This window comes from Neomelitea salexigens DSM 19753, assembly GCF_000422345.1.
Taxonomy (GTDB): domain Bacteria; phylum Pseudomonadota; class Gammaproteobacteria; order Pseudomonadales; family Spongiibacteraceae; genus Spongiibacter; species Spongiibacter marinus_A.
On the sequence record NZ_AULP01000003.1, the window covers coordinates 149,002 to 172,984 of the forward strand.

Annotated in this window: 28 protein-coding genes; 11 read left to right on the forward strand and 17 right to left on the reverse strand. The window is 56.6% G+C overall.

The genetic code is table 11. From position 1 onward, the window contains the following. Window positions 1-146: 146 nt before the first annotated feature. The 5 genes from H573_RS0106620 to H573_RS0106640 all read left to right on the forward strand — a co-directional run bounded on the left by H573_RS0106620 (window position 147) and on the right by H573_RS0106640 (window position 4,661). A complete protein-coding gene (locus H573_RS0106620; protein WP_027873578.1) occupies window positions 147-1,223 on the forward strand; it encodes a 3-ketosteroid-9-alpha-monooxygenase, oxygenase component in 1,077 nt (358 codons plus the stop codon). Continuing rightward, complete coding sequence (locus tag H573_RS0106625; RefSeq protein WP_027873579.1) at window positions 1,223-2,116, forward strand: VOC family protein; 894 nt, start codon at window positions 1,223-1,225, stop codon at window positions 2,114-2,116. Before H573_RS0106620 ends, H573_RS0106625 begins: the two co-directional genes overlap by 1 nt. 21 nt (window positions 2,117-2,137) lie before the next feature. Then, window positions 2,138-3,319 carry an acyl-CoA dehydrogenase family protein gene (locus H573_RS0106630; RefSeq protein ID WP_027873580.1) on the forward strand — a complete coding sequence of 394 codons (1,182 nt, stop codon included), beginning with the start codon at window positions 2,138-2,140 and terminating at the stop codon, window positions 3,317-3,319. 11 nt (window positions 3,320-3,330) lie between these two features. Continuing rightward, complete coding sequence (locus H573_RS0106635) at window positions 3,331-3,711, forward strand: globin domain-containing protein (RefSeq protein WP_036255981.1); 381 nt, start codon at window positions 3,331-3,333, stop codon at window positions 3,709-3,711. An 89-nt stretch (window positions 3,712-3,800) separates the two neighbouring features. Further along, a complete protein-coding gene (locus H573_RS0106640; protein ID WP_027873582.1) occupies window positions 3,801-4,661 on the forward strand; it encodes an acid phosphatase in 861 nt (286 codons plus the stop codon). A gap of 20 nt (window positions 4,662-4,681) precedes the next feature. On the opposite strand, the gene H573_RS17310 is transcribed toward H573_RS0106640, so the two are convergent. From H573_RS17310 to H573_RS0106660, 4 genes are all read right to left on the reverse strand, one after another. After that, entirely contained in the window at window positions 4,682-4,987 is a 306-nt protein-coding gene (locus H573_RS17310) for an RNA recognition motif domain-containing protein (RefSeq protein ID WP_051171066.1), read from the reverse strand. A 67-nt stretch (window positions 4,988-5,054) separates the two neighbouring features. Further along, entirely contained in the window at window positions 5,055-5,918 is an 864-nt protein-coding gene (locus tag H573_RS0106650; RefSeq protein ID WP_027873583.1) for an alpha/beta fold hydrolase, read from the reverse strand. Between the two features lie 71 nt (window positions 5,919-5,989). Further along, window positions 5,990-8,287: a TonB-dependent receptor gene (locus H573_RS0106655; protein ID WP_027873584.1), complete on the reverse strand. Its 2,298-nt coding sequence runs from the start codon at window positions 8,285-8,287 to the stop codon at window positions 5,990-5,992. Window positions 8,288-8,454: 167 nt separating this feature from the next. Then, window positions 8,455-9,891 carry a sodium:solute symporter family transporter gene (locus tag H573_RS0106660; RefSeq protein ID WP_036255983.1) on the reverse strand — a complete coding sequence of 479 codons (1,437 nt, stop codon included), beginning with the start codon at window positions 9,889-9,891 and terminating at the stop codon, window positions 8,455-8,457. 150 nt (window positions 9,892-10,041) lie between these two features. Between H573_RS0106660 and H573_RS17315 the strand changes: the two genes are divergently transcribed. The 3 genes from H573_RS17315 to H573_RS17320 all read left to right on the forward strand — a co-directional run bounded on the left by H573_RS17315 (window position 10,042) and on the right by H573_RS17320 (window position 12,408). Then, window positions 10,042-10,695: a TetR/AcrR family transcriptional regulator gene (locus H573_RS17315; protein WP_036256060.1), complete on the forward strand. Its 654-nt coding sequence runs from the start codon at window positions 10,042-10,044 to the stop codon at window positions 10,693-10,695. A gap of 20 nt (window positions 10,696-10,715) precedes the next feature. Continuing rightward, window positions 10,716-11,489: a 3-hydroxybutyrate dehydrogenase gene (locus H573_RS0106670; protein ID WP_027873586.1), complete on the forward strand. Its 774-nt coding sequence runs from the start codon at window positions 10,716-10,718 to the stop codon at window positions 11,487-11,489. A 91-nt stretch (window positions 11,490-11,580) separates the two neighbouring features. Further along, the gene (locus H573_RS17320) at window positions 11,581-12,408 is read left to right on the forward strand and encodes a class I SAM-dependent methyltransferase (RefSeq protein ID WP_051171067.1); all 828 of its coding nucleotides are present in this window, start codon (window positions 11,581-11,583) and stop codon (window positions 12,406-12,408) included. Here H573_RS17320 and dapE read toward each other — a convergent pair. Then, window positions 12,405-13,541 carry a succinyl-diaminopimelate desuccinylase gene (gene dapE / locus H573_RS0106680; protein ID WP_036255985.1) on the reverse strand — a complete coding sequence of 379 codons (1,137 nt, stop codon included), beginning with the start codon at window positions 13,539-13,541 and terminating at the stop codon, window positions 12,405-12,407. The genes H573_RS17320 and dapE overlap by 4 nt on opposite strands. 195 nt (window positions 13,542-13,736) lie before the next feature. Here dapE and H573_RS17325 point away from each other — a divergent pair, with 195 nt between their 5' ends. After that, window positions 13,737-15,350 (forward strand): class I adenylate-forming enzyme family protein, encoded by a 1,614-nt coding sequence (locus H573_RS17325; RefSeq protein ID WP_051171068.1) that lies wholly within the window; start codon window positions 13,737-13,739, stop codon window positions 15,348-15,350. A 172-nt stretch (window positions 15,351-15,522) separates the two neighbouring features. After that, window positions 15,523-15,711: a hypothetical protein gene (locus tag H573_RS0106690; protein ID WP_027873588.1), complete on the forward strand. Its 189-nt coding sequence runs from the start codon at window positions 15,523-15,525 to the stop codon at window positions 15,709-15,711. On the opposite strand, the gene H573_RS0106695 is transcribed toward H573_RS0106690, so the two are convergent. The 3 genes from H573_RS0106695 to H573_RS0106705 are packed head-to-tail and all read right to left on the reverse strand — an operon-like array spanning window position 15,688 to window position 17,015. Then, on the reverse strand, window positions 15,688-16,218 hold the full coding sequence (locus H573_RS0106695) for a CYTH domain-containing protein (protein ID WP_036255987.1): 531 nt from the start codon (window positions 16,216-16,218) through the stop codon (window positions 15,688-15,690). The two genes, H573_RS0106690 and H573_RS0106695, sit on opposite strands and share 24 nt — an antisense overlap. Beyond that, a complete protein-coding gene (locus H573_RS19610; protein WP_027873590.1) occupies window positions 16,218-16,541 on the reverse strand; it encodes a hypothetical protein in 324 nt (107 codons plus the stop codon). Before H573_RS19610 ends, H573_RS0106695 begins: the two co-directional genes overlap by 1 nt. A gap of 27 nt (window positions 16,542-16,568) precedes the next feature. Beyond that, window positions 16,569-17,015: a DUF1499 domain-containing protein gene (locus H573_RS0106705; RefSeq protein ID WP_051171069.1), complete on the reverse strand. Its 447-nt coding sequence runs from the start codon at window positions 17,013-17,015 to the stop codon at window positions 16,569-16,571. Window positions 17,016-17,149: 134 nt separating this feature from the next. On the opposite strand from H573_RS0106705, the gene H573_RS0106710 reads away from it, so the two are divergent. Beyond that, window positions 17,150-18,658 (forward strand): transglutaminase domain-containing protein, encoded by a 1,509-nt coding sequence (locus tag H573_RS0106710; RefSeq protein WP_161624245.1) that lies wholly within the window; start codon window positions 17,150-17,152, stop codon window positions 18,656-18,658. A 7-nt stretch (window positions 18,659-18,665) separates the two neighbouring features. Here H573_RS0106710 and H573_RS0106715 read toward each other — a convergent pair whose 3' ends face one another. The 9 genes from H573_RS0106715 to H573_RS0106755 all read right to left on the reverse strand — a co-directional run bounded on the left by H573_RS0106715 (window position 18,666) and on the right by H573_RS0106755 (window position 23,906). Next, a complete protein-coding gene (locus H573_RS0106715; RefSeq protein ID WP_027873593.1) occupies window positions 18,666-18,866 on the reverse strand; it encodes a hypothetical protein in 201 nt (66 codons plus the stop codon). A gap of 165 nt (window positions 18,867-19,031) precedes the next feature. Next, window positions 19,032-19,448, reverse strand: coding sequence for a VOC family protein (locus tag H573_RS0106720; RefSeq protein WP_027873594.1), 417 nt, complete (start codon window positions 19,446-19,448; stop codon window positions 19,032-19,034). Window positions 19,449-19,475: 27 nt separating this feature from the next. Further along, a complete protein-coding gene (locus tag H573_RS0106725; protein WP_027873595.1) occupies window positions 19,476-20,030 on the reverse strand; it encodes a YaeQ family protein in 555 nt (184 codons plus the stop codon). Window positions 20,031-20,048: 18 nt separating this feature from the next. Then, entirely contained in the window at window positions 20,049-20,477 is a 429-nt protein-coding gene (locus H573_RS0106730; RefSeq protein WP_027873596.1) for a YqaA family protein, read from the reverse strand. After that, window positions 20,474-21,151: a gamma-glutamyl-gamma-aminobutyrate hydrolase family protein gene (locus H573_RS0106735; protein WP_027873597.1), complete on the reverse strand. Its 678-nt coding sequence runs from the start codon at window positions 21,149-21,151 to the stop codon at window positions 20,474-20,476. The genes H573_RS0106730 and H573_RS0106735 overlap by 4 nt, the downstream gene beginning before the upstream one ends. A gap of 29 nt (window positions 21,152-21,180) precedes the next feature. After that, entirely contained in the window at window positions 21,181-22,197 is a 1,017-nt protein-coding gene (locus H573_RS0106740; RefSeq protein WP_051171070.1) for an amidoligase family protein, read from the reverse strand. Further along, window positions 22,178-23,263, reverse strand: coding sequence for an AI-2E family transporter (locus tag H573_RS17330; protein ID WP_051171071.1), 1,086 nt, complete (start codon window positions 23,261-23,263; stop codon window positions 22,178-22,180). Before H573_RS17330 ends, H573_RS0106740 begins: the two co-directional genes overlap by 20 nt. Continuing rightward, the gene (locus H573_RS0106750) at window positions 23,256-23,708 is read right to left on the reverse strand and encodes an MgtC/SapB family protein (protein WP_036255990.1); all 453 of its coding nucleotides are present in this window, start codon (window positions 23,706-23,708) and stop codon (window positions 23,256-23,258) included. Before H573_RS0106750 ends, H573_RS17330 begins: the two co-directional genes overlap by 8 nt. A gap of 9 nt (window positions 23,709-23,717) precedes the next feature. Next, window positions 23,718-23,906, reverse strand: a complete 189-nt coding sequence (locus H573_RS0106755; RefSeq protein ID WP_027873600.1) for a PLDc N-terminal domain-containing protein — start codon at window positions 23,904-23,906, stop codon at window positions 23,718-23,720. Window positions 23,907-23,983: the final 77 nt, after the last annotated feature.

A 23,983-nucleotide genomic window follows, 5' to 3' on the forward strand; every position in this document is an offset into this window, starting at 1 on the left:
CGACTCGTCTTTTTGGAGGTCGTCCATTCGGATGGGCAGCTGAGCGCAGTTGATCTATATCAAATTCCAGGAGCGGGGCGCCCCTTACTCTGTGTGCCATGAGCTGTCACAAGTGGTGACAGCATCGAACACCGAGGACAGCCGCCATGAACAAGCCCCTGCGCGAACCCTACATTATCGAAACCAAGCCCCTGCCAGAGCGCTACGCGAGGGGCTGGCATTGTCTGGGCAAAGCCAGCAGTTTTGGCTGCGAGCCTGCGGCATTAAATTATTTTGGCAGTAAATGGGTGGCGTTTCGCGGAGAGGAGAGCGGCGAGCTATTTGTGGTCGGCTCGTATTGCCCACATATGGGGGCGGACCTGAGCCGTGGCAAAGTGTGCGGAAACTCGCTGCGCTGCCCCTTCCATGAGTGGAGCTGGGGTGGCGATGGGGTGTGTGACGATATCCCCTATGCCGACCGCATTCCCCCGAAAGCAGTGATTCCCTCGATGCCGGTTATGGAAGAAAACGGCCTCGCCTTTGTCTGGCACGACCCGGAGGGTCACCCACCCATTCCCGAGCAGCGTCCACGCCGCAACAGTGATTATTTTTCTGGGGAGTGGTCCGACTGGAATATTGCCGAATTTACCATTCACTCCAACTGTCGTGAGCTGGTCGATAACATGGCCGATATGGCGCACTTCGGCCCTGTTCACTACTCCCAAGTGCAGACCTTCAAAAACATTCAAGACGGGCACACCTACACTCAGGTGATGTCTGGTGGCCACGATATTCTGGCCGACGAGGGCCAGGGCTTTACCTCCGTTGCAACCTACGAAGGGCCCGCGTATATGACCACTACCATGGTCGGTTCGATGGACGGGCGAGAAGTGATGACCCACCTGCTGGTGAGCCACGTGCCGGTAAACATGGAAGAGTTCATCATTCGCTTAGGCGTCATGGTTAAAAAAGACCCCAGCCTGAGCGAAGAGGGAAACGCCGCCTTAGTGCAAGCGTACACGCAGATGTCAGTCGACTCCTTCGTGCAGGACGTCGAAATTTGGAACAACAAAGTTCGCATTGATAACCCACTAATGTGCGACGGCGACGGCCCGATTAATATGCTGCGCAAGTGGTACAGTCAGTTCTACATGGATGTTGCGGACATCCCGGATAACATCACCGCGCTGAAAGAGCACGAAACGCGTATCAAGTACCCCCACGCTCAGGCGGAGTCAGAGTAATGTCACTGACACGCATTAACGCTCTTGGTTATGTGCTGATCGAGACCCGTGACACCGCCCAGTGGGCGCACTTTCTCACGCAGGTTGTTGGCCTGCAGGCGGCGGGCCGCTCGGCGGACTGGGACCTCTATAAAATGGACGCTTACTGCTGGCGAGTCGCTGTCGTGCACGGCGAGCGTGAGCGCTTTCATACAGCGGGCTGGGAGCTTGCCGCCTATGAGGATTTGGAAGCGCTGAGTACGCGTTTGGCCGAGCAGGGCGTACACGTCAGCCGCCTGAGCGATACCGCATGCGCGCAGCGCAAAATACGTGACGGACTGGCCCTTAACGACCCTAGCGGTCAGCGAGTTGAACTGGTGAAAAGCTGCGCGCTGGACTGTTTAGCCCTGCAAAGCGATGTCGGTGTGCCAGCGTTTGAAACCGGTTTCAACGGTGACATGGGGCTGGGGCACTATGTGTTGCCGACCCGAGAGTTCGACGCCTGTATCGATTTTTATCACAGGCTGCTGGGTTTTGAGTTTACCGACTCCATGCAGCTGGGCGAGCAGGGCCTGCGCTTTCTTCATGTCGATAACCCCCGGCACCACAGCCTGGCCATTTATCAAGACCCGAATCCGGCGGCGAGTGGCTGTGTGCACCTGATGTTTGAGGTGCCAGACCTCGATCAACTGGGACTGTTCATGGACCGTTGCCGCAGCCACAACGTTGGTGTGGCCGCGTCGCTGGGCAAACACTGCAATGACCAGATGGTATCGGTGTATGTAAATAGCCCAGGCGGTTTTGCGATTGAGTTTGGCTGCGGCGGATTGCAGCTGGATTGGCAACACTACCGTCCCACCTTTAGTACGCGCCCCTCACAGTGGGGCCATCACTGGCAGCACGCCGACAACTAGCAAGAATTGAGGTAGAAAATAATGAGTGATTTTAACCGTAGTAAACAGCTGTTGCTCGACGCCCGCGCCATGGTTCCCGCCCTGCTTGAGCGTCAAGGCGAGGCAGCGTCACTGGGTCGCCTGCCGGATGCCACCATTGCCGAGATGCAGCGCAGCGGATTTTTCAAGATTATGCAGCCAGCCCGCTACGGCGGCTATGAGCTTCCTCCCCAGCAATTTTTTGATGTGCAGCAAACCCTTGCCGAGGGCTGTATGTCGACCGCGTGGGTACTGGGCGTAGTCGCTATCCACAATTGGCAGCTGGGTATGTTTGACGACCGCGCACAGCAAGATGTGTGGGGCGACGACGACTCCACGTTGATCTCGTCCTCATACATGCCAGTGGGTAAGGTAAAACGTGTCGAAGGGGGGTATATGCTGTCTGGACACTGGGGTTTTTCCTCGGGTTCCAAACACTGTAAATGGGCATTTTTGGGGGGCATGGTGCCACCAGTGGCCGACGAAGCCCCGGACTACCGGACCTTTTTGGTGCCGCTGGGCGACTATGACATCGTCGATAACTGGGGTGTGAGCGGCCTTCAGGGAACGGGCTCGAACGACATCGTGATCAAAGAACCGGTGTTTGTACCCGAGTACCGCACCCACCGCAGTGCGGACGGTTTTAGCGGCGATAACCCAGGTTGTAAGGAAAATGCTAATGCCATTTTCCGCCTGCCGTTTGGACAGATTTTCACTCGCGCGGTTGCCTGCTCCTCCATTGGCGCCTTGCAGGGTGTGGTAGACAGCTACGTTGAGGTGAATCGCAATCGCGTTGGTTTGAACGATGGTGCACGTGCGGCCAAAGACCCCAATGTGCAAATGGCTCTGGCCAATGCCGTGTCGGCAATTACCGAGTGCCGGGTAATGCTCAAAGATGATCTGGCGTATTTTGTGAATACCGCCGAGGCCGGTGACACACCCGCCATTGAGCAGCGCATTCAGCGCCGTTTCCACGCTGCCAGTATCTCCCGCAAGTGCGCCGATGCCGTGAATGAGCTTTTCATCGCCTGTGGCGCACAGGGAATCTTTTGCGGTCATCCGCTCAATCGTGCGTGGTTGGATATTAATGCTGGCCGCCAACACGTTGCGAATAACCCCTTCAAGTTTGGCCGCAATTTGGGTGCTACAATGCTGGGACAGCCGAATACGGACTTCTTCCTTTGAGTGAGGCTGCGATGCAAACGCCATACGAGATTTTGGGTGAACGAGGTATTCGCGATGTTGTTGCCGAGTTCTATCGCTTGATGGACAGTGAGCCAGCCTATGAAGAAATTCGCGCCATGCACACGCCGGACCTCGGTCCGGTAAGTGAGCAGCTGAGTCTGTATCTGATCAGCTGGATGGGCGGGCCCCCCGTGTATGCCGAGCGTAACGGCAGTATGTGCATTACCGCGGCGCACCGGGGCCTGGGGCTGGCTCCTAGACACAGTCAGCAATGGCTGGACTGCTTCGCGCAGGCGTTGCAGCCGCGCGATGACGCCGAATTATTGCAAAAAATGCTGTTGCCAGCCTTGCGGCGAATCACTGATATGTTGGAGCGCTCAGCGGCTGAATGACAAAATGGCAATGGCGCGATTGGGCATGATGGCGTAGCGTTGGTGGTGGGGCCTGCCCCTACTGCCAATAATAACAACAGGAACTGCCCATGAAGCGATTTAGCTGCCTCCGCCGCGCTGCCGCGCTGGTGTTTGTACTGCCTTTTTTTGCCGCCTGCTCACCGGCCACCACAGCGCCTTCGCTGGCGCCCGTAGCAGAGCTTCGGCCCGGGATTTTGCAGGGCTATTTATCGCCGCAGGCGGTGCCGAATAGTCTGGCCTTGGTGTCGCCGCCGCCCACCCAGGGCAGCGCAGCAGAAGCCCTGGATCGGGCGATCAATGAACAGGTGTTGACGCTGCGCGAATCACCGCGCTGGCAACAGGCGCGCCGCGACGCAGAGTTGCGCTTTCCCGCCGCCGCAGACGTCTTTTCCTGCGCCTTGGATTTACCCATCAACACCGAACAAACCCCTCAGCTTTACCGCTTGCTTCGCCGCAGCCTGACCGATGCGGGCTTTGCGACCTACGCAGCGAAGAATCACTATCAGCGCCAGCGCCCCTTTATGGTGAATGGCCAGGCCAGCTGTACCCCTGAACAAGAGAATTACCTGAGGAAGGATGGCTCATTTCCCTCGGGACACGCGGCGCTGGGCTGGGCCTGGGCACTGATTCTCGCGGAGCTAGCGCCCGAGCGGCAGGACGCGATTTTGGCCAGAGGGCGCGCCTTTGGCCAGAGCCGGGTGGTGTGCAATGTGCATTGGCAAAGCGATGTCCTGGAGGGGCGGGCTGTCGGTGCAGCAGCCGTCGCCGCCCTCCACAATAACGCTGAATTTACGCAGGCAATGCAGGCTGCACGTGTGGAATTGTCTACCTTGCGATCAGCCGGGGTGACAAGCCCTGGCAATTGCGCCTCTGAGGCGCAAGCTTTGTCGGATTTACCTGATGAAATACCCTGGCCTGCAAATCGTTAACAGAGACGGGAAAACCCCGTTTATGACGACGTGTCGCCGCGGGTCTTCCACGGTGAGTCGCCGGGGGCGGGGCTTTCGGAAGCGGTTTTGGGCTCGGCTTTTTTAACGCGAATGGTCGCGCCGTCTATCTCTGTGCCGTTGAGCGCTTTCATCGCGACTTTTGCTTCCCCCGCTTTTGGCATTTCCACAAATGCAAAGCCCTTCGAGGCTTGTGTATTGGCATCTTTTACCACGGTGCACGACTGTACAGCGCCGTAGGCTTCAAATTGCAGACGCAGTGCTTCGTCGGTAACGGCGCGGCTGAGGTTGCGAACCAATAGTTTCATACTTGGCCTGTCAGTACGGTAAGGGGGAGGGCACTATACGCCCTTTCCTCCGAGAATACCTGTCTGCTTAGCGGCTGTGCGACGCCAGAAATGCGGTAATAGCTGCTTGCGCAGTGGGTTCAGTGAGCAGGGGGGCATGCCCCGTATCGGCGATCTCCAGTACGTTGAGGTCAGGTTTGATGGCCTGCATGCGCGCCACGCAGTGGCGGCTGAGCAAGTCTGACAACTCGCCGCGCAACAGTAACATTGGTGTAGCGGCGGCGGCCTCAAACAGGGGCCACAGGTCCGGGGGGATGCCGTCGCTGTCCGCTTGCAGGGGGACGGCGATGTTGGGGTCGTAGTTCAATACCGGCTGGCCGTCGCTGTTTTCCACGTAAAGGTTGCGGGTAAAGGTTTGCCAGTCCTCATCATTAAATAGCGGGTACTCACGCTGTTGCGTATCGCGGGTACGCTGCACAGCCTCCTGCCAGGTGGTGATCGGTGGTGGACTTGCACAGACATAGGCCTTAATACGCGCAATGCCTTCGGGGTTGGCTTCGGGGCCGATGTCGTTGATCACCGCGCCATGGATGCGCGCGCCCGATGTTGCGCACAATATCATCGAGGTTAGCCCGCCCAGCGATGTGCCGATCAGCTTCACCCTGTCCAATTGCTTGGCGTCCATCAGCGCCAGTACATCGGCGGCATAGGTAGCGGGTTGGTAGTTGTCTGGGTTGCCGTCGTAGTCAGAGCGGCCGCGGCCGCGCAGGTCAACGGCGAGCAGGTGATAGTGTGACGAGAGCTCCTCGCACAGCAGGGCAAAGTCTGCTGAGCTTCGCGTTAGTCCCGGAATACAAATGATACTGTCTGCGTTTTCATCGCCATATTCCCTTGCGTACAGTTTCAGTCCGTCGCTACTGGTATACCAATAGTCGTTATAGTTTTTAGACATAATTGCTAGCTCATAGAGTAAAAAGGCCCGGAGGCAGCCAACGTGCCTGGCTCCGGGCAACGGGGCGCGTATTAGAAGGCGTAGCTGACGCTGGCAGTCCAGGTGCGCGGCGCGCCGTAGAATGCCAGCTCGCCTGAGGCGAGGTTGTAGCCACCGGTTTTGTATTCCTTGTCTTCGATGTTTTTCACAAACACACTCACCGTCCAATGCTCGTCGGCGGAGTACCAGTTGGCACTGGCGTCGAGCAGGGTATAGGACTCGTCCTGGTCGCAGCTGCACTCAACGTTGTTGAAGTTGCGCGATGCATCGCGGTAAGACAGGGCGCTGTTCAAGGCGATACGACCGGCGTTGCCAAGGTCTTTCTCATAATTTAGCGCAAACTGGCCCGTCCAGTTGGGTGCATTGAGCATTTCCCAGCTGTCGGAAACATCCTGTCCGCCCGACTGCACCTCGGTGAGCTCGGCATTCATGTATCCCAGTGCGAGAGAGCTGCTCAGACCATCGGTGATTTGCAGCAGTGACTCCAGTTCCGCGCCGCGTATCTCGGCGGTACCCGCGTTCACAACGTCAGAAGAGAAGAATACCGGCGCGGGTTGGGCTGTCTGCACCGTGAGTTGCATGTCGTCATAGGCCATATCGAAAACGGTGGCGTTAAGGCGAATGCGGTCGTTCCAAAGCTGTGATTTAACACCGAGTTCCCAGGTCTCAACGGTTTCCGGATCGTAGCCTTTGGCGATATCCGGGTTTTTGCTGGCGTCGCCGCGCATATCAAAGCCGCCGGATTTAAAGCCTTCGGCATAGCTCACATAGAACATCACGGCATCGTTCATCTGCCAGTCGAGCTTGATACTGGGGCTAATCTCATTCCAGTCTTTGTCGGCGTCTTTATCGCTGATGTCGGTAAAGGTTGCCAGCAGGGTATCGTTGGCCGGGTCACCGTGGGTAAAGCCGGAGCCCTGCTGCGTGCTATAGGGGAAGGAGTTAGTGGTGTTATACGCCAGGCGCTGAATGTTTGAGTTCTTTTCGTCATTGGTCCAGCGCATGCCGGCCGTTAGGGTCAGGCTGTCGCTGAGGTCATAGTTCACATTGGCGTAGATCGAGGTGCTGGTGGTATCCACATCACCGCCGATCGCCAGATCGTAGTGGTCGCCATCCATGTATGGGGTGCCGCCGAGTCCGTTGAGTACCACGTCGAAGGCACCGGCTGAGTTGCCGGTGAAATAATAGAGGCCACCGACAAAGGCCAGGCGGCCGCTGCCGTAGTTAAATTGCAGCTCGTGGGACTCCTGCTCATCGCTGTACTTGGCGGGTACGTCGAAGGCGTCCAGCGGGGTTCCGTCAAAGTCGATGAACTGCTGGGTTTCACCCTCGCGGTTGGCGTAGATGTACTTCACCACCACATTGTCAGACAAGTCGTAATCGGCGGTTAAGGAGAAGCCGCTGTTCTCCACATTGGATTTATGAGTGGTGCCGCAGGCGCCGTCGTAGGGGTTGCTTGAGCGTTCAAACGGCTGGCCGTTGGCGGGGTGTGTCAGGGCTGTGGGGCTGGACTGTGAGCCGCAGCGCTGGTTGCTGTTGTCATCGGTGCGATCGCCGGCGACGCGAATAAACAGCCGGTCACTTGGGGTGTATTCCGCGCTCAGGCGTGCGACAAGCACATCCTTGTTGTAGTTTTCCTGGCTGCTGCTATAGGTGCCGGTGTTGATGTCATAGCCGGTATCAACATCGCCAAAACCGTCGCGAGTGAGTTTCGCAATAGCCGCACCGACATAGAGCTGTTCGTCGAGAATTGGCAGCTGTGCAGACAGCATCATGTCGCGTTGGTTGTAGGCGCCAACGGCAGTGGTGATCTTCGCTTCGGCATCGCCCGTCATTCTGCGAGTGATGTACTTGATCGCGCCGCCTACGGTGTTTTTGCCATACAGGGTACCTTGTGGGCCGCGCAGCACTTCTATGCGTTCAACGTCGAAGACATCTAGCACGGCTGCCTGTGGGCGAGCGTAGTAAACATCGTCGACATACACGCCGACACCGGGTTCAAACCCCCACAGCGGATCCTGTTGGCCCACGCCGCGAATATACGCAGTGAGTGTGGAGTTGGTGGCGCGGCTGGCGCGCATTTGCGTGTTGGGGACATTTTTCTCCAGTTCGGTAACTGAAGTAATTCCCTTGTTTTCCAGCTCCAGTGCATTGAGCGAGGTAATCGATACCGGTACCTCTTGGAGGTTCTGTTCACGCTTTTGCGCGGTAACCAGTACTTCTTCCAGGGCGACGGCCTGCTGGGCCAGCGCCGATTGATGAATGCCGGCGACACTGCACAAGGCGATGAGGGCGGCGAGGGGTTTTTTGTCACTTTTTATACTTATCATAGAAACACCTGTGGCTTGAATATTTTAGGGTAGTCGCTTTCTTGGCTCCGACTGATTTGTATAGGTTGTTGTTCAACGTTTGTTGAATTCAGTTTCGACGTTATTCAACGATTGTTGAAAAGTCAAATGAATTTTCTCCTTATGTATGCCGCGCTGTGCGAGGCCAGTTAGTTTTTCGCGTTGCGAATACGTAAGTAAGCCAGGCCGAGTAGCACGTAGGCGATGGATGTTAAAATGGCATAGCTCGCCGACACGGCGGGGTTGGCAATGCCACCAAAGAGGTTGAGGTAAAAGTGGATAAGCAGCGCGCTGATCGACGCGCTGGCAATCAACGGTAGCGGTAAACTGCCGCGAAACAACACGCCAAATAGCATCGGCACGAGTGACGCTGCCGCTAAACCATAAACACCTTTCTGGGCGAATAAACCGATTAAGGGAGGTGGGTTCCAGGCGAGGGTTAAGCCAATGATTCCCACCATAATCAGGGTCCAGCGGGACCAGGCCAGGCCCTTGCTGCGGTTTTTGCTCAGCGGGGAGACAATATCATTCACCACCATCGCAGAGAGCGAGACAAGAATGCCGTCGAGGGTGCTCATCCCCGCAGCGAGCAGGGTGATAAAAATAAACGTCAATGTCAGCTCGCCGACCACACTGCCACTAAATTGATGCAACAGGTATTCGCGAACGACGGTGTCTTGTGCGCTGATTTCCAAGCCGTCGAGTCGCGCGTAAAGGCCGACCATCAGAATAAGCGTGAACAGCGTGCCGACCACAACTGTGGTGCCAATGAATTTGCCGATGTCCGCTTCGCTGCGTAAATACAGTACTTTAGTGAGAATATGCGGCTGTAACATCAGTGCAAAGGTGATGATAAAACCCGCGCCAAAAACCGAGAAAAAATCATAGTAAAGGTTGCTGTCGGTGTTCACTACCGCGGCGTAGCCTTCGCCAATATCGCGCAGCGAGGATAGAAAATCGCCGTTGAAATAGTCCGCGCCCTGGGCGAATAGCAGCAGGGTGACCACGATCATCATTATGCCTTGCAAGGTGTTGGTGTAGGCGTGGGCATAGGTGCCGCCCATCAGCACATAAGAGAATACAAACAACAACACAATGACCAACGCTGGTTTTTGCTCGATAGGGAAGATGCCCGTCATCAACAGACTGCAACCGACCAGAATAAGCACTACGAAGCTCACCGATAATAAATTAATAAAGGCGAAAACCAGGCTGAAGCCGCGGTGTTGGTAGCGGTGGTATATCCAGTCTGGAAGGGTCAATGCCTGCTTCTCTTCGCCGAGACGCAAGAAGCCGCGTGACAAGACTAAGAACGCGCTAAGAATGCCGGCCGACCCCGCGACGGCGTAGTGCATATAGGCAGAAACGCCGTGCACATAAACAAAGCCGGGGTTGATGACAAAGGTCGCCGTGGAGGCGATCGAGGCTGCCAGCGTAATGCCGATGATATAGGGGCTCATATCTTTGTTGCCGATGGCAAAGCCGCTAATGTCCTGCGTGCGGCGCATGCCTATCCAGGAGAGCCAGTAGACCAGTGCAACATAGCCACCAGTCAGCACATATTTAAAGACCTCTGTCGATATCATGTACCATCCGCCTTGTATTTTATTTATTGGTGAGCCACTATATTCAACAAGTGTTGAATATACAAGCGGTGGCAAAACACTGTCTACATCACAAGCAAACGCGAACACTGCAGCGGGCAATTTGCAGTGTTAGAAAAACTGGGTGGCACAATGACAAGAAAAACAAATGCGGTGAAGAGCGAGCGAATACTGGACGTGGCAGAGGAGCTCTTTGCCCGTCACGGCTATGACGGCGTCACCATGCGGCAAATTTCCACTGGGGCAAAGGTGGATGTTGCATTGGCCAATTACCACTTCGGCAAGAAGTTAGATGTTTTCTACGCGGTGTTTAATCGCCGTGCAGAACACCTCGGAAGCACCCGCCGCCAGGTACTGCAGGAGCAGTTTACCGATGGAGAACCGCAGCGCTTAGAGCAGGTAATCGAGGCATTTTTGTTGCCGCTAAAGCTGGCTCAGGAGAGCGGTGATCCAGGCTGGAAAAACTACATGGCGCTGCTCGCCTATGTAATGACATCGCCGGTGTGGAGCCGGGAAATGATGGAAAACACCTTTGACAAACACGTGGGCGATTTCATTGCCGCGCTGCGGCAGATTTTCCCAACGGCGCGGGATGAAGACCTGCACTGGTGTTATCACTATGTATCGGGTGCCCTGGCGCTAACCTTAGCGCAGACCGGTCGTATCGACCGCTTGTCGGGTGGCAAGTGTCTGTCGTCGGATTTTGATGCCGCCTATGACCGAATGATTCCCTTTATGGCCGCGGGCTTTCGCGCGGTATGTGGTGAAGAGCGAACTCCCCAATAACTCAAATATATGAGGCAAGCATGCGACACAAAACAGCGTTAGTTACCGGAGCGGCCAGCGGCATTGGGCTGGCCCTTGCGGCTGATTTATCGAAACAGGGTTTTCGAGTTTGCCTCACTGACGCTGACGAACAAGCGGTAACGAGCGCTGCCCAGTCACTGAACGGAGCGGCGGCTGAGGTATTGGCCCTGCCACTGGATGTTACCAACCAAGAGCACATCAGCGGTGCGGTATCGCGTTTGGAGAACGAATGGGGCGGCGTCGATGTACTCATTAATAATGCGGGCATTCAACACGTAGCCTCCTTGGAGGACTTTCCCGTCGACCGCTGGAAATTGTTAACAGAGATTTTATTGGTTGGCCCAGCCCTGCTGAGTCGCGCCGTATTGCCGAGTATGCGAGCGCGAAACTTTGGCCGTATCGTCAATGTGGGCTCCATCCACTCGCTGGTGGCGTCGCCCCATAAGAGCGCGTACGTGGCGGCTAAGCACGGTTTGTTGGGCTTTTCCAAAACCGTCGCGCTGGAAACCGCAGATTGTGATATCACCATTAACACCCTGTGCCCGTCCTACGTAAAGACGGCGCTGGTGCAAAAGCAAATCAGCAGTCAGGCGCTGGCGCACGGTATTTCCGAGGATGAGGTGATCAATAAAATTATGCTCGAGCCGATGCCCAAAAAGAGCTTCATCGACATGGATGAGCTGTGCGGCGCGATGAATTTCTTGCTCAGTGATGCGGCGCGAAATATGACCGGCCAGGAAATGGTCATCGACGGTGGCTGGACTATTCGTTAATGCCGGAGGTGGCGCGCTAGGCGCAGGGCCGGGAGCCACGGTACAATCGCCGCTCAGATAAGCGCGGACCAGAGTGGCAGATTCCATAACAATGACGAGCAAAAAAGTGGCGACGGGGGCGTCTACCGTCGTGCGTCCCCCGCAGGTGGTTAGCCACGGTAACCCGCAACTAGATGCCTTGGCGCGTGCCTTGTCATTAGAATGCACCACACAATTCTCGGCAGATGCTGATCAGCAATACCTCTATGACTACCAGGGCTGTTTGAGTCTGGGCCTGGCGCCCAGTGCTCGTGAACACCCGGTGTATGTCGATTTTGCTCAGCAGTGGCGAAAGCGTCACCGTGGCAAAGAGCTGTTATTAAAAGCGATCGGCGGCCGCCGCGAAGGCTTGCGGGTGCTCGATGCGACGGCGGGGCTAGGGCGCGATAGCTTCCTACTGGCAACGTACGGCGCGTCGGTCGAGATGTGCGAGCGCCATCCTGTGGTAGCCGCGCTGCTTACCGATGGGCTCAAACGGGCGGCACAAGACCCTGACGTGGCGGGCTTTGTACAGCGTATGACGTTGCATGAAGGCAGTGCCATCGAGCGATTGGGCCGCTATCTTGGCGATGCTGAACAGGCCCCGGATGTAGTGTATGTGGATCCGATGTTTCCCGACTCGGGCAAGTCTGCGCTGGTGAAAAAAGAAATGCGCCTGTTCCATCACTTAGTTGGCAAAGACGACGATGACGGCGCTTTGCTCGCCGCGGCGCTGGCGGTTGCCCGCCACCGCGTGGTGGTAAAGCGCCCGCCAAAAGCGCCGATTATCGATGGCCCGGCGCTCAGCGCCCTGGAGGCCAAGGGCAGGCCGCAATTTGCCGTGACCGGCAAGGCCGTGCGCTTTGATGTGTACCCAATAAAGGCCTTTGGCAATAATTAACGCGCCAGCAGGTCGTCCATCATTGCCTGGTACATGGCGCTGAGCTGGTTAAGGTCTTCAGCATTCACGCATTCATCCACCTTGTGAATCGTCGCGTTAACGGGGCCGAGTTCCACAACTTGTGCCCCGGTCGGGGCAATAAAGCGCCCGTCTGAGGTGCCACCGGCGGTCGACAATACCGTGTCGCGCCCGGTGACGCGGCGTATCGCGTTTTGCGCCGCTTCCACGAGTGGGCCTTCCGACGTTAAGAAGGGCTGACCGCTCAAGTTCCACTCCAGTGCGTAGTCTAAGCTGTGTTTATCCAGGATGGCCTCAGTGCGCTGCTGGAGTATGTCCGCCGTTAACTCGGTAGAAAAACGAAAGTTGAAAACCACCTCAAGCTCGCCGGGAATCACATTGGTTGCGCCGGTGCCGCCGTTGATGTTTGAAATTTGAAAAGACGTGGCGGGAAAGAAGTCGTTGCCCTCATCCCACTGCTCAGCAGCCAGTTCGGCAAGTGCCGGCGCCGCAAGGTGGATGGGGTTTTTCGCCAGATGGGGGTAGGCCACATGGCCCTGAATACCCCTGACTTTCAGCACGGCGCCAAGGGAGCCGCGACGGCCGTTTTTGATCACATCGCCCACCGCGTCGGTCGACGAGGGCTCGCCGACGACACACCAGTCAATTTTTTCGCCCTGAGACTCCAGCCACTCTACCACTTTGACAGTGCCGTTTTTTGCCGGCCCCTCTTCGTCGCTGGTGATCAAAAAGGCAATGCGGCCGCGATGGTCGGGGTGTTCACTCACAAAGCGTTCGCAGGCAGTGACCATGGCCGCCAAGCTGCCTTTCATATCGGCGGCACCACGGCCGCGCAGCATACCGCCGCTGATATCTGGCTCAAAGGGGGGCGTTTGCCAGTCGCTCTCGGGGCCGGTTGGCACCACATCGGTATGGCCGGCAAAGCACAGCAGTGGGCCTTCGTCGCCGCGCACCGCCCAAAAGTTGTCAACCTCGCCAAATCGCAGCGGCTCGCAATGAAAGCCAATGGCGGCAAGGCGCGCCATCATTAGCGCTTGGCAGCCCTCGTCCTCAGGGGTAACCGAGGGGCGCTGGATAAGGTCGATGGCAAGGTCCAGGGTAGGGCTGAGGCTCATAATTCGGGCTCTAAAATCAAAAGCGGTATTTTAACAGAGAACGCCGGGAAAATCGGCGGCGGCAGTTCGCTGGCAGCGGCTGTTCAAAATGTCAGTGGAGTGAGTGTTTTTGTCATAGAGAAGGGCTTGGCAGCTCGGTAACATCGGGCTCAGTTGTACGCCAATCGAATGCCTAACGATGATAAAGGAGTGGCTATGAGTGTTGACCTGAACGTGGCGGCCGCCGCCGCGCAGTTTGATTTTGCCGACCAGGATATTCCGCAGCGCCTGCGGCACTGGGCCGAAGTGCGGCCTGATCACCCCTTTATGATTTGGGAGCCGCGTTCGGGCGAAGAGCGCAGCTGGAGCTACAAGGCCTTTGACGAAGAGACCAGCAAAATCGCTGCGGGTCTCTATGCGAAGGGCGTGCGCAAGCACGACAAGGTTATGATTCACGCCGAGAACTGCCCTGAGATGGTACTGGCATGGTATGCCTGCGCCAAATTAGGTGCGGTGGGTGTCACCACCAACACCCGCTGTGTGGGTGGCGAAATTGAGTACTTTGCTGCGCACACTGAGGCAGTGGGGGTAATCACCCAGCCCAAGTTCGTGCAGGAAATTAAGAACAACGCCAAAAATATCCAGTGGCTGGTTGTCACTGAAGACAACTCCGGCGAAGCCGCAGAGGCGGATCAGCAGCACGACGAACAGCTATTCGAAACCCTGTATGGCGATGCCAGTACCGTGCCCGAGCGTCCAGCCGAGCCCATGCTGCCAGCGGGGATTATGTTTACCTCTGGCACGACATCACTCCCGAAGGCGGTAGTGCACACTCATGCCAATGCCCTGTGGTCAGGCACCATGGGCTCACAGAGCATGAATATGGACCGCGATAGCGTTTACCTGGGTTTCCTGCCTTTCTTTCACGTGAACTGTCAGAGCTGGGCATTCTGGGGCTCATTGGGTGTGGGCGGCACTGCAGTATTGTTGCCCAAGTTTTCCGCCAGCCGGTTCTGGGAAATTATCGACAAACACCAAGTGACCCACTGCTCAATGATCCCCTTCGTCTTTAAGGCGATTGGTGCCCAGGCCGTGCCTGAAGAGCACAGCCTGAAAGTGATGCCGATGGGTATTATCTGGAAGGAAATTGAAGGTTGGTTGAAGGCCAAGCCTTTTGCTAGCTGGGGCATGACAGAAACCGTTACCCACGCAACGCGCTCAGACTTCGTGCAAGAGTGGCCGCAGGGCAGTATTGGTAAACCCACGCCGGGCTATCACTTGGCGGTGGTTAACCCCGAAACCGGCGAGCCCTGTAAAAAAGGCGAAATCGGTGAGCTGTGGGTTCACGGCGTACGCGGCGTAAATATCTTCCTGGAATATTACAAAAACCAGGAAGCCATGGACAAGTCGTTCACTGAAAACGGCTGGTTCAAAACCGGTGATATGGTTCACGTGGGCGATGAAGGCCACTTCTACTTTACCGACCGGGATAAAGATGCCCTGAAAGTCGGCGGCGAAAACGTCTCGGCTCGCCAAGTGGAAGAAGTGGTAATGCAAGTTCCCGGCGGCGGCGTCGGCGAAGTGGCGGTGGTTGCTAAGTCTCACGATATGCTGGACATGGTGCCGGTTGCCTTCGTTATTAAGGGTTGGGGCGCGCCGGAGGACGACGACGCGTTCGCCCAGGCCATCATCGATCACTGCAAAGCCAACATGGCAGACTTTAAAGTGCCGCGCGCCGTCTACTTTGTCGACGAATTTCCGCGTGCGACCCTAGAGAAGGTTGCCAAGAACAAACTCCGTGAAATGGCTGACGAGATGCCTGCGGTCTAAATTTTAAGGTGTTTGGAAAAGGTCGCTTAGGCGGCCTTTTTTTGTCCCTAAATAAACGCAGTGGTGTTGCACAGTTGTCATAAAATCATCCCGATTTTGTCACGGGGGCGGCGTAGTCTTCTGGCTGTCGGCGGCGTTTGAGCGTTGCCCAATGTCCATGAGAGGAATTGCGATGAACCGTTACTACAAAGCTCAGGCCTCACAATCCGAACACCACCAGCGCCAAATTCGCGCTGAGCTTTCGCGCCAAGTAGAGGATTTTCTAAAAAAAGGTGGGCATATAGAACAACTGGATGGCCCCAACTTCAAACCGCATCGCAGCGTAAGAGTCAGCAGCTCAGCCTTCACCGAAATGCTGTAAGCGCAGTGCCTGCGGCCATTGGTTAAACGGCTGTTGTGACAAGCTGCTGTTGTAGTAGTTAACGAGGCCGGTTACCTCTTTACCCAGCCAGCTGGCTGTGGGGATTGGCTGATTGTCGTGATCGAGCTCAATTTCGGCGATGATGAGGCCGTGGTTGTCACCGGCAAATTCGTCGATCTCCCAGTGCCGTGTGTCATTGGCAATGGGCAGGGTATAGCGGGTTTTCTCCACCAGCGGCCCTTCACACAGGGCGAGCATCGCGCGGGCGTCGTCGAGAGGAATGGTGTATTCAAACTCGACGCGGCTCGCGCCTTGGCTGATGCCCTTGATGGTCAGCCAGGCGGCATCACCCGCAAGGCGTACCCGAACATTGCGGTGTGGATCCCGGCTAAGATAGCCCTGCACCATATGGCAGCCTATGACGCCCAGCGCCTCGGCCTGTAAACGCCAGTCGTTATTGCTGACCAGGTATTTGCGTTCGATCTCCATGGGGGCAGGGCTGGTCATTATCGTGATTTCTCGCTGAGTTGGCGCCTGTTCAGCGCGGACTCGCTCAGGCAGTGAATTTGTGTTTTGCGGATTTGCCAGCCTTCTTCAGCCAGCGCGCGAATAATGGCGTCGCTCAACCATTCCTCTCCGATCCATGCGCCACCGAGGACCAGCGATTCCTCGACGACGCAATAGACCTGTAAGCTGTTGGGAAAACGCTGATAGTCAACGGTGTGCGTCAGCCAGCAAAAGCCCGGTAGGGGTTTGGCCAGCGCGGTTTCGCAAACGTCGTTAAGGCGGCGGACCAGCTGTTTTTCGCGTTTTTTGTCGGTTTTTCGCATAGCGCCTTATGTAAACGTAGAGTGCGGTCAGGGCGTCGCTGTAGCGTCCAGGAAGCGCAAGCGCAGTGTTTCGATGCGCTCGCGATTTACGCCGAAGTCATAGTAGCCAATTTTAGATGCGCTGCGCACATCGACGCGATTTTTTTCCGGTGTATACAGCAGTTCAACATCGTCACGGTAGCGCATTATTTTACTGTGCACCTCTACGTGGAGGTAGTGCGGGGATTGTGCGATGACCTGGGTTCTCGGCAGTGCGCGCAGTAGCGATTGCAGGGTTTGCCACTGCTCGGCAGAGGTGACTTTAAATGGTGAAGTGAAAGCATCCAGGTCTTCACTCAGGCTCGATACACAGCGGGGCGCTGACGGGCAGCTTGAGAGCGCAGTGGGGGTATCGACCTGCACAGGCGACTGCTGGGGTGCCGCGCAGCCGAAAAGGAGGGCGACGGTCGATGTAATAAGGAATAAGTGGCGCATGTTGAGAATCCCCCGGGCTGATGAATAGCATTGTATACGTGGTAGTGAAAATTCGGTTGTTGTGTCATCGAGTTTTACGCGAACTCTGCTAGGCTGGCGCAGGGTAAGGGCTTCAAAATACGATGGAAGGGCGTGTGCGTATTCGATTATTGGTTTTTGTATTGCTTGCGCTGGTGGCGTCTTGTGCTGCGGTGCCGCCGCAGGCAGCCGGCGAAGACTCAATTATTCCTGCGGCGTCGCAGGCCACTACCCGCTGGCAAAAGTTAAGCGTCGATGGCGTGCCAGTAGGGCTGAGGAAGTTAGTGAGTTTTTGCGATGACACGCGCTGCACGACCGAGCAGACGCTCCGCGTTCAAATTCAGCAGCCGGGGGAGGCCGCTGAACAAACAGAAACGCTACTTCGCTACGTAGAGGCGCGCCATGGCAGGCCGCTTCAGGCAACTAAGGTGCAGCAGTCGCGGGCGGCGACTCACAGGCTGGCCATTGAATACCGTGGTCAGCGCCTATGGTTATCTCAGGGGCAGGCCTTCACGCCTGTCGCTGCTCAAGCCGTGGCGCAGTTTCCTCATCAGCGGCAACGCTTGTTTGCGCAGCATGCCAAAAGCGGTGAGTTGCTTACCCAGGAATGGAGTTTCGCGCAGCAGGCGGTGGAAGCGGTGCGCTACCGGTTTACACCGCTGAATGCACCGTTGACGCAGGCCTTGTCGACCGCATTGACGCCTTGGTTGACGGTGCTGCGCTGGAAAATAAGTAAAGATGTTCAGCGCCAGGGGGCGTGGCAGCGCAGTGCGATTTACTACGCCGATGGCGGTTTTACGGTGTTGGCGCAGTACAGCGAATCTGCCGGTCAGTCGATGTGGTTGTTGCCCTGTGATGACGCGTGCCGCGCCGAGCCATTGGAGGCGATGAGTCATGTATACCAACGGTTATTGCGCTCCCCCTACCGCATAAGCGATCAGGCGTTGAATGGCAAAGTTCGCTACCAGCTGCGCGGCGCGCCCTCGCATTGGCAGCCGCCGAGCACCGGTCAGCAATCCGTGCAAAAAAACGGCGATGATTGGTGGGTTACCGTATGTAAGCACTGTGATCTTGCCTCGCCTGAGGCGGCGCCCGTGGATGACTACCTTGGCGAGAGCTATTGGTTACCCTCGAAGGCCTCGGCATTTACCACCGTGGTGGATGAGCTGATAGGTCCGGCGCCCATTGCGCCAGCGGTAAAAATGCAGCGTCTAACCCGCTTTGTCAGTGCTCATATGGACGACGTGGCCACGTACAGCGGCTATGCGACAGCGCTGCAGGCGATGGAGAGCGCTCAGGGCGATTGCACAGAACATGCGCTGATGTTGGCGGCCCTGGCGCGGGCCGCCGGTATTCCCAGCCGGGTTGTTATGGGAGTGGCTTACAACAACGAACGCTTTTTAGGCAGGCGTTTTGTGTTTGTGCCCCACATGTGGGTAGAAGCCTGGACGGGTGAACGCTGGGAAAACTTTGACAGTGCGCTGGGGCCATTTAGTGCCGGACATATTGCCCTGGCTGTCAGTCATGGTGATCAGGCTGACTTTTTGGCGATGAACGCGTTGCTGGATGGGCTACGTATTGTATCGGCCGTGCAGCTAAAAAGCCGCGTGGCCGATACCGAGTAGAGAGAGCTTATTCGTAGGCGACTGGCATGTCGGCGAGGCTGTCGTCGCCGGCCATATCAATGTCTGCAACGGTGACGGCATCGCTGCTGTGAACCGCGCCAATAACGGTAACTTCTTCCAGAAGCAGTTGAGGCTCGTCGGCGCTGGCAGCGCCCGCTACGATAAGTGCTGCGGCGGCCAAAACTGCGCGAAAACTATTGAGTGACATATTTGATCCCCTTGACGAGTTTGCAAGCAACGACACTGTGCTGCGGTGGTCTTTCAATGGTGGGCAGTATGCCCACGCATTGTTACAGGGGTATGACGAATTTATTTCAAAGCGCGATGTTAGATGAATTTGTCATGAATTTTTGATCTGAAGGAAATGTGGGTGTCACGTTTGCGCTGCCGTTTCAGGCGGGCCTTTCAGTTCCACGCGGTTACCCTCGGGGTCTTGAATATAAATGGATGGCCCGTACCCCTGTGCGCCATAGCGCCGCTGAATGCCCTGATGGGCAATGCCCTGGCCGTCTAGGTAGGCCAGCACGGCGTCGCCGTCGAAGTTGTCCAAGGTCAGGCAGAAATGGTCCATATTGTGGCCATTTTGCCCCGGTGCTGGGCCGCCTTCCTGGCCTAGCGGGGCGTCCACAGGGACGATATCGATAAGGCTGGCACCGGCGCGCAGTTGATAAAGGCCCAGCTGTGCTTCCTCGCGCTCGATGTGACAACCGAGGCGCTGGTAAAAGTCGATCATCGCGGCGAGTCGCGTTGTGCGAAGCACAACATGGTCCAAGCCCTGGATTTGAATCATTGTGACACCTGCGTTTTCAAGGTCTCGTTACTGAGCACGCTGCTCACCATGCAGCCATTGCGGGTGGATGGCAATATTGTCACTGCTGCTCGACACCCAGACACTGTCTTCATCCAAGGTAAACTGTAGCTGCATTGAACGCTGGGTGAGCGCGCTCAATGCCCGCGATTCGTCTTCGGGAATTTCGACGACACTCAACCAGCTTTGCTGGCTCAGCTTGCCTTGGTTTTCCTGCCACCATTGGGCTGTGCTACGGCCGCCGTAGCAAACCACGACAACGTGCCGGGCTTTGGAGCGCGCTCGGCGCAAGCGCTTTTCACTGGGCTGCCCCAGCTCTATCCACAGCTCGGTTTCTCCGCTCAGACTGTGGCGCCACAGGTCTGGCTCATCATCATTGCTGAGGCCGCGAGAAAACTGCAGTGCGGGGTCGGCAAATAGCGCAAAGCTAAGGAGTCGCAGCATCATGCGCTCGTCTGTTTCAGAGGGGTGGCGTGCCAGCGTGAGTTGGTAGGGCTGGTAATGGTGGCGCCGCAGGTCACTAATCTCGATATCGGCTTTGAAAATACTGGCTGTTAACGCCATTGCGGTCACCTCTGTTGTTTACACCGCGGCATTGTACCCGAGTATGAGCAATGCGTAGCGCAGGCTTTTACCAATGGCGACCAAGGTAAAAAAGCTCAGTGCGGGCACGCGCATAATGCCGCCGACCACGGTCAGCGCATCACCGCCGATTGGCAGCCAGGACATCAACAACGTCCATTTGCCGTAGCGGGCAAACCAGCCCTGCGCGCGTTCCAGGTCTTTTTTGCGTGCGGGAAACCAGCGTCGATCAGCATAGTGGCTGAGCTTGCCGCCCATCCACCAGTTGACCCCCGCGCCGAGGGTATTGCCGCTACTGGCTGCAAGCCACAGCCAAAAGGGCAGTAGCCCGGCTTCGAGCTGGGTGATCAACAGCACTTCCGAGTAAAACGGCAGCAGTGTGGCTGCGCCAAAGGCGGCGGCAAACAGGAGTAAATACGCGCTGATCATTGCGTAGCAGCCTGGCAAAGTTGCGCAAATAAACGGCGCTGGCGCGCGTGCTGAGGCAGATATTCGGGGTGCCATTGTACCCCTAGCCGAAACGGTTGTTGCGGGTCTTCAATGGCTTGGGTGATGTTATCAAGGTCGCGACCGCTGACGCGCATGCCTTCGCCCAGCCGATCAACGGCCTGGTGGTGCAGGCTATTAATTCTGCATTGCTCCTCGCCCAGCACGTCGAAAAGTTGTGTGTCGGTATCGACGTGGAGCGTTTTATGGGGCAGCAGCATGCGCCGGTTGCTGGTGCGTTTTCGCAAGGGCGTTAAGTCGACGTGCAAGCTGCCGCCCAATACAACGTTGAGCAGTTGCGCGCCCCGACAGATCCCCAAGATTGGCAGACCGCTTGGCAGTAGCCGCTCCAGCGCGCCGATCTCAAAGCGGTCTCGGCGAGGATTCATTGGCGCGACTTCGGGGGCATCCGGCAGATACAGGCCCTGGTCGATATCGTCGCCGCCACTGATGATAATACCGTCGATATGACGCGGCACGTCGCCGTGCTCAGGGGTGAGGTGAATGGCCTCGGCGCCCGCTCGGCGAAGTGCCCAGCGAATAAACCACCATGACACGGGGAATCGTCTGTCCTCGCCGGTAACCGCGATAACAGGGTGTGAGTCACTCGAGCGCATTTTGCTGATAACTGTCGTCCTTTATGAATTTACAAGAGTTCGGGGATCAATCTGCTATCTACATGCTGTGTCCAGTCGCTGAATAGACTGCTGGTCGTGCTTTCCAGGTGCTCTCGGTAGGCCTGACACATCGCTTGCAAGCGCGCCTCGTCACAGGCCAGCGTGTCGACTTGCAGCCAATCGCGCCAGGGGTGGGTCAAGCCCCAATTTGGGTCGTCGATCAGGCTATTCGGCAAACGGTAATGCAGGGTGGGGCGCGCTTTCACCCGAGGGTCGTCGATATGTTGGCGCAGTAACGTTTCGTTCATATGAGCAAACAGCGGCAGCATGTCCAGTGCGCGGTTGCGAGTTGGATTGAAGTGGATGTAATCCTCGATGAGTTCATCCGCGCTGGGTTGGTAATCTGTTGCGAGCACCTTGCGCATATAATCGCGCTTAAATGGGTCAATATAGCTGGTCAGGCGCCGGCTTAAATCGACCCTGCTGCGCTGCTTGAGCCAGTCGTATAAACAGATAAAGGCGCGAAAATAGTTGAGTACCGTCGAGGCTTCGCAATCGGGCATTTCAGGGTTTAAGTGCAAGCCAAAGGCGTTTTTGGCTGACGCTTCGGTGCCCTTGGCGCCAGCGAGGCGCAAGCGAAGGAATAGATCTTCCAACTGCCAAAGCTCGCTCAGCGCGATAGGCGGGGCGACGATCTCAAAGGGCACCAACTGTTTGGCAACGAGCCCGACTATCGACTCTGTCAGTTCCTCGAAGTCATTGCCGGCACCGGCCTGTTCCCTGTCTCGTCCAAGCTTTTTAATATAAGCCGAATCGAGCTCGACCCCGAAGGTGCCGAAAGGCGTGTCAGTCACTTGGTATTCGTAGTCGGACTGACGTTCGATGCGGCCGCCAAAGCAGTCGACGATAGTCTCTGCGATGGCATCCATTTCCATTCCGGTAAACTCAATTTCCACACCTAGCCGGCGCTCGCTACCCCCTTCTGCATTGCGAGCGGGGGGCAATGGCCACAGACTGGCGCGGTAGTCATTGGGTTTTGATGTCATTCGCGTCTCCGATAATGTTGGCGATAGGCTTGAGTGAGTCTACGTGCTTGCAGACCACTTGGAACAAGGTGAGCAGGGGGACGGCCAGTAGGACACCTGGCGCACCCCACAGCCAGCCCCAAAAAAAGATCCACAGGAAAACAATAATCGGGTTCAGGCTGAAGCGCATACCGTGAATAAAGGGGTCAACAAACTGCCCCACCAGGGCGGTGAACAAGGCATAGCCAAGCGGTGCGACAAGTACCAGAGCCGGTGTGTGAAAACTGACGGCACTGACGATAGTCAACAGCATGACCGTAATGCTCACCCCGAGATAGGGGATGTAGCGCAGCAGCGCGGCAACGGCGCCCCACAGCGCGGGGTCGGGGAAGTCCAATAACCACAGACATACGGTGGTGATTACCCCGACACCAACGTTGACCAAGGTAATAGTCAGTAGGTAGCGCGACATTTGCTCCTGGGCATGGCGAGCGAGTTGGGTGGCTGCGGCCTTATCTTGCTTGTTGGGCAGGCTATTAATAAACCGCTGCATTAGGGCGTCGCCTGAGCTGAGCAAGAAAAATAGCAGGATGATGCTGAGCGTACCGTAGACACCGAAGTTGCGAGCGACCTCCCAAATCTCGCCACGCCAGCCGGTATCCGCGATAACCACCTTGTTTATCTTGGGGTTAGCGGGGCCGGAGAATTCCTCTGCCAAACTGTCTATGCTCGCGGTGGCGGCATCGACATTGCTGCGCTCACTATTGACCTCGCGCAGGTGGTCGCGGATCACCTCTGCCGCTTCGGGGGCGCGCTGTAACCACTCGCTGGCTGGCGATGCCAGGGCATAGAAGCCCGCGCCGATACTGCCGGTGCAGGCCGATAGAATCAGTAGCGCGGCTGCGCTGCGGGGCAGCCGCCAGCTCTGCAAGCGACTCACGGCAGGTGCCAACAACAGGGCGAAGATGAGCGCCAGTGTAATTGGCAACATGACGTCACGCGCAAGCCTAAGCGTATAAAGTACCGCTAAGACCGCCAGCAGGCGCAGGGCCCAGTCGCTGTGTTTCGAAGATTGTGTGTTATGCATTTTCTGAGTCTGTATTTGCCCAGTGTTTGAGGGGGCGCAGAGCGCGAAGGGTTAAAAAGGTCATCAGGCTTACCACGATCGCTATTTCATAGCGCTGCCAAGCCACCGCAGTGCCAATGGCGCCGGTTGCCCAGATCGCCGCAGCTGTCGCGGTGCCACTAACGGCACCACCTTGCTTAAGAATGGCGCCGCCACCGATAAAACCAATGCCACTCATCAAACCATACATTAAACGCGCGTGAGATTCCGAGCCACTTAAGATGTCTCGGCCGATAAGTAGGTAGGCGCAGCACGCAATGGCCACCAGTGGGAACGTTCTCAAGCCGACGCCGCGCGACTCAACTTCGCGGTTCCAGCCGATGGGAATAGCGAGTAGGTAGGCGATAGCCAGCTGCGTTAAGTGGTGGCCGATCAGCGGCCAATTTATATCAGCGATTATGGGCATGGCACAGTGTTACTTTGCCGGCTCTCGCGGCCCGAATAGCCACCAGATGATTAGCCCGAGAAGGGGTAGCAGTAGAATAAGCACGATCCACAACAGTTTATTTGCAGAGCTGTTGCGACTTTGAACGATGTTTAGAATGGCCCAGATGTCGGCGATAAAAATTAACAAGCCGAAAAAACCGGTGATCTGTAACTCCATGTTAGCCCCCGTTATTTTTAGGCCCGGCAATGCCCGGCCACTGAATAATAGAGTAGTTTGTCGACGCAGAGTTCACC

What these genes read in the sequence shown, in the direction of transcription:
- H573_RS0106720 (WP_027873594.1), bottom strand. Translation starts at nt 19,448, where the DNA reads ATGATTCAAATCCAGGGCTTGGACCATGTTGTGCTTCGCACAACGCGA.
- H573_RS0106650 (WP_027873583.1), bottom strand. Translation starts at nt 5,918, where the DNA reads ATGTCTAAAAACTATAACGACTATTGGTATACCAGTAGCGACGGACTG.
- H573_RS0106640 (WP_027873582.1), top strand. Translation starts at nt 3,801, where the DNA reads ATGAAGCGATTTAGCTGCCTCCGCCGCGCTGCCGCGCTGGTGTTTGTA.
- H573_RS0106725 (WP_027873595.1), bottom strand. Translation starts at nt 20,030, where the DNA reads ATGGCGTTAACAGCCAGTATTTTCAAAGCCGATATCGAGATTAGTGAC.
- H573_RS0106695 (WP_036255987.1), bottom strand. Translation starts at nt 16,218, where the DNA reads ATGACCAGCCCTGCCCCCATGGAGATCGAACGCAAATACCTGGTCAGC.
- H573_RS0106635 (WP_036255981.1), top strand. Translation starts at nt 3,331, where the DNA reads ATGCAAACGCCATACGAGATTTTGGGTGAACGAGGTATTCGCGATGTT.
- H573_RS0106735 (WP_027873597.1), bottom strand. Translation starts at nt 21,151, where the DNA reads ATGCGCTCGAGTGACTCACACCCTGTTATCGCGGTTACCGGCGAGGAC.
- H573_RS0106630 (WP_027873580.1), top strand. Translation starts at nt 2,138, where the DNA reads ATGAGTGATTTTAACCGTAGTAAACAGCTGTTGCTCGACGCCCGCGCC.
- H573_RS0106690 (WP_027873588.1), top strand. Translation starts at nt 15,523, where the DNA reads ATGAACCGTTACTACAAAGCTCAGGCCTCACAATCCGAACACCACCAG.
- H573_RS17310 (WP_051171066.1), bottom strand. Translation starts at nt 4,987, where the DNA reads ATGAAACTATTGGTTCGCAACCTCAGCCGCGCCGTTACCGACGAAGCA.
- H573_RS17325 (WP_051171068.1), top strand. Translation starts at nt 13,737, where the DNA reads ATGAGTGTTGACCTGAACGTGGCGGCCGCCGCCGCGCAGTTTGATTTT.
- H573_RS17330 (WP_051171071.1), bottom strand. Translation starts at nt 23,263, where the DNA reads ATGCATAACACACAATCTTCGAAACACAGCGACTGGGCCCTGCGCCTG.
- H573_RS0106705 (WP_051171069.1), bottom strand. Translation starts at nt 17,015, where the DNA reads ATGCGCCACTTATTCCTTATTACATCGACCGTCGCCCTCCTTTTCGGC.
- dapE (WP_036255985.1), bottom strand. Translation starts at nt 13,541, where the DNA reads ATGAGCCTCAGCCCTACCCTGGACCTTGCCATCGACCTTATCCAGCGC.
- H573_RS19610 (WP_027873590.1), bottom strand. Translation starts at nt 16,541, where the DNA reads ATGCGAAAAACCGACAAAAAACGCGAAAAACAGCTGGTCCGCCGCCTT.
- H573_RS0106655 (WP_027873584.1), bottom strand. Translation starts at nt 8,287, where the DNA reads ATGATAAGTATAAAAAGTGACAAAAAACCCCTCGCCGCCCTCATCGCC.
- H573_RS0106730 (WP_027873596.1), bottom strand. Translation starts at nt 20,477, where the DNA reads ATGATCAGCGCGTATTTACTCCTGTTTGCCGCCGCCTTTGGCGCAGCC.
- H573_RS0106740 (WP_051171070.1), bottom strand. Translation starts at nt 22,197, where the DNA reads ATGACATCAAAACCCAATGACTACCGCGCCAGTCTGTGGCCATTGCCC.
- H573_RS0106625 (WP_027873579.1), top strand. Translation starts at nt 1,223, where the DNA reads ATGTCACTGACACGCATTAACGCTCTTGGTTATGTGCTGATCGAGACC.
- H573_RS0106660 (WP_036255983.1), bottom strand. Translation starts at nt 9,891, where the DNA reads ATGATATCGACAGAGGTCTTTAAATATGTGCTGACTGGTGGCTATGTT.
- H573_RS17315 (WP_036256060.1), top strand. Translation starts at nt 10,042, where the DNA reads ATGACAAGAAAAACAAATGCGGTGAAGAGCGAGCGAATACTGGACGTG.
- H573_RS0106715 (WP_027873593.1), bottom strand. Translation starts at nt 18,866, where the DNA reads ATGTCACTCAATAGTTTTCGCGCAGTTTTGGCCGCCGCAGCACTTATC.
- H573_RS0106750 (WP_036255990.1), bottom strand. Translation starts at nt 23,708, where the DNA reads ATGCCCATAATCGCTGATATAAATTGGCCGCTGATCGGCCACCACTTA.
- H573_RS17320 (WP_051171067.1), top strand. Translation starts at nt 11,581, where the DNA reads ATGACGAGCAAAAAAGTGGCGACGGGGGCGTCTACCGTCGTGCGTCCC.
- H573_RS0106620 (WP_027873578.1), top strand. Translation starts at nt 147, where the DNA reads ATGAACAAGCCCCTGCGCGAACCCTACATTATCGAAACCAAGCCCCTG.
- H573_RS0106670 (WP_027873586.1), top strand. Translation starts at nt 10,716, where the DNA reads ATGCGACACAAAACAGCGTTAGTTACCGGAGCGGCCAGCGGCATTGGG.
- H573_RS0106755 (WP_027873600.1), bottom strand. Translation starts at nt 23,906, where the DNA reads ATGGAGTTACAGATCACCGGTTTTTTCGGCTTGTTAATTTTTATCGCC.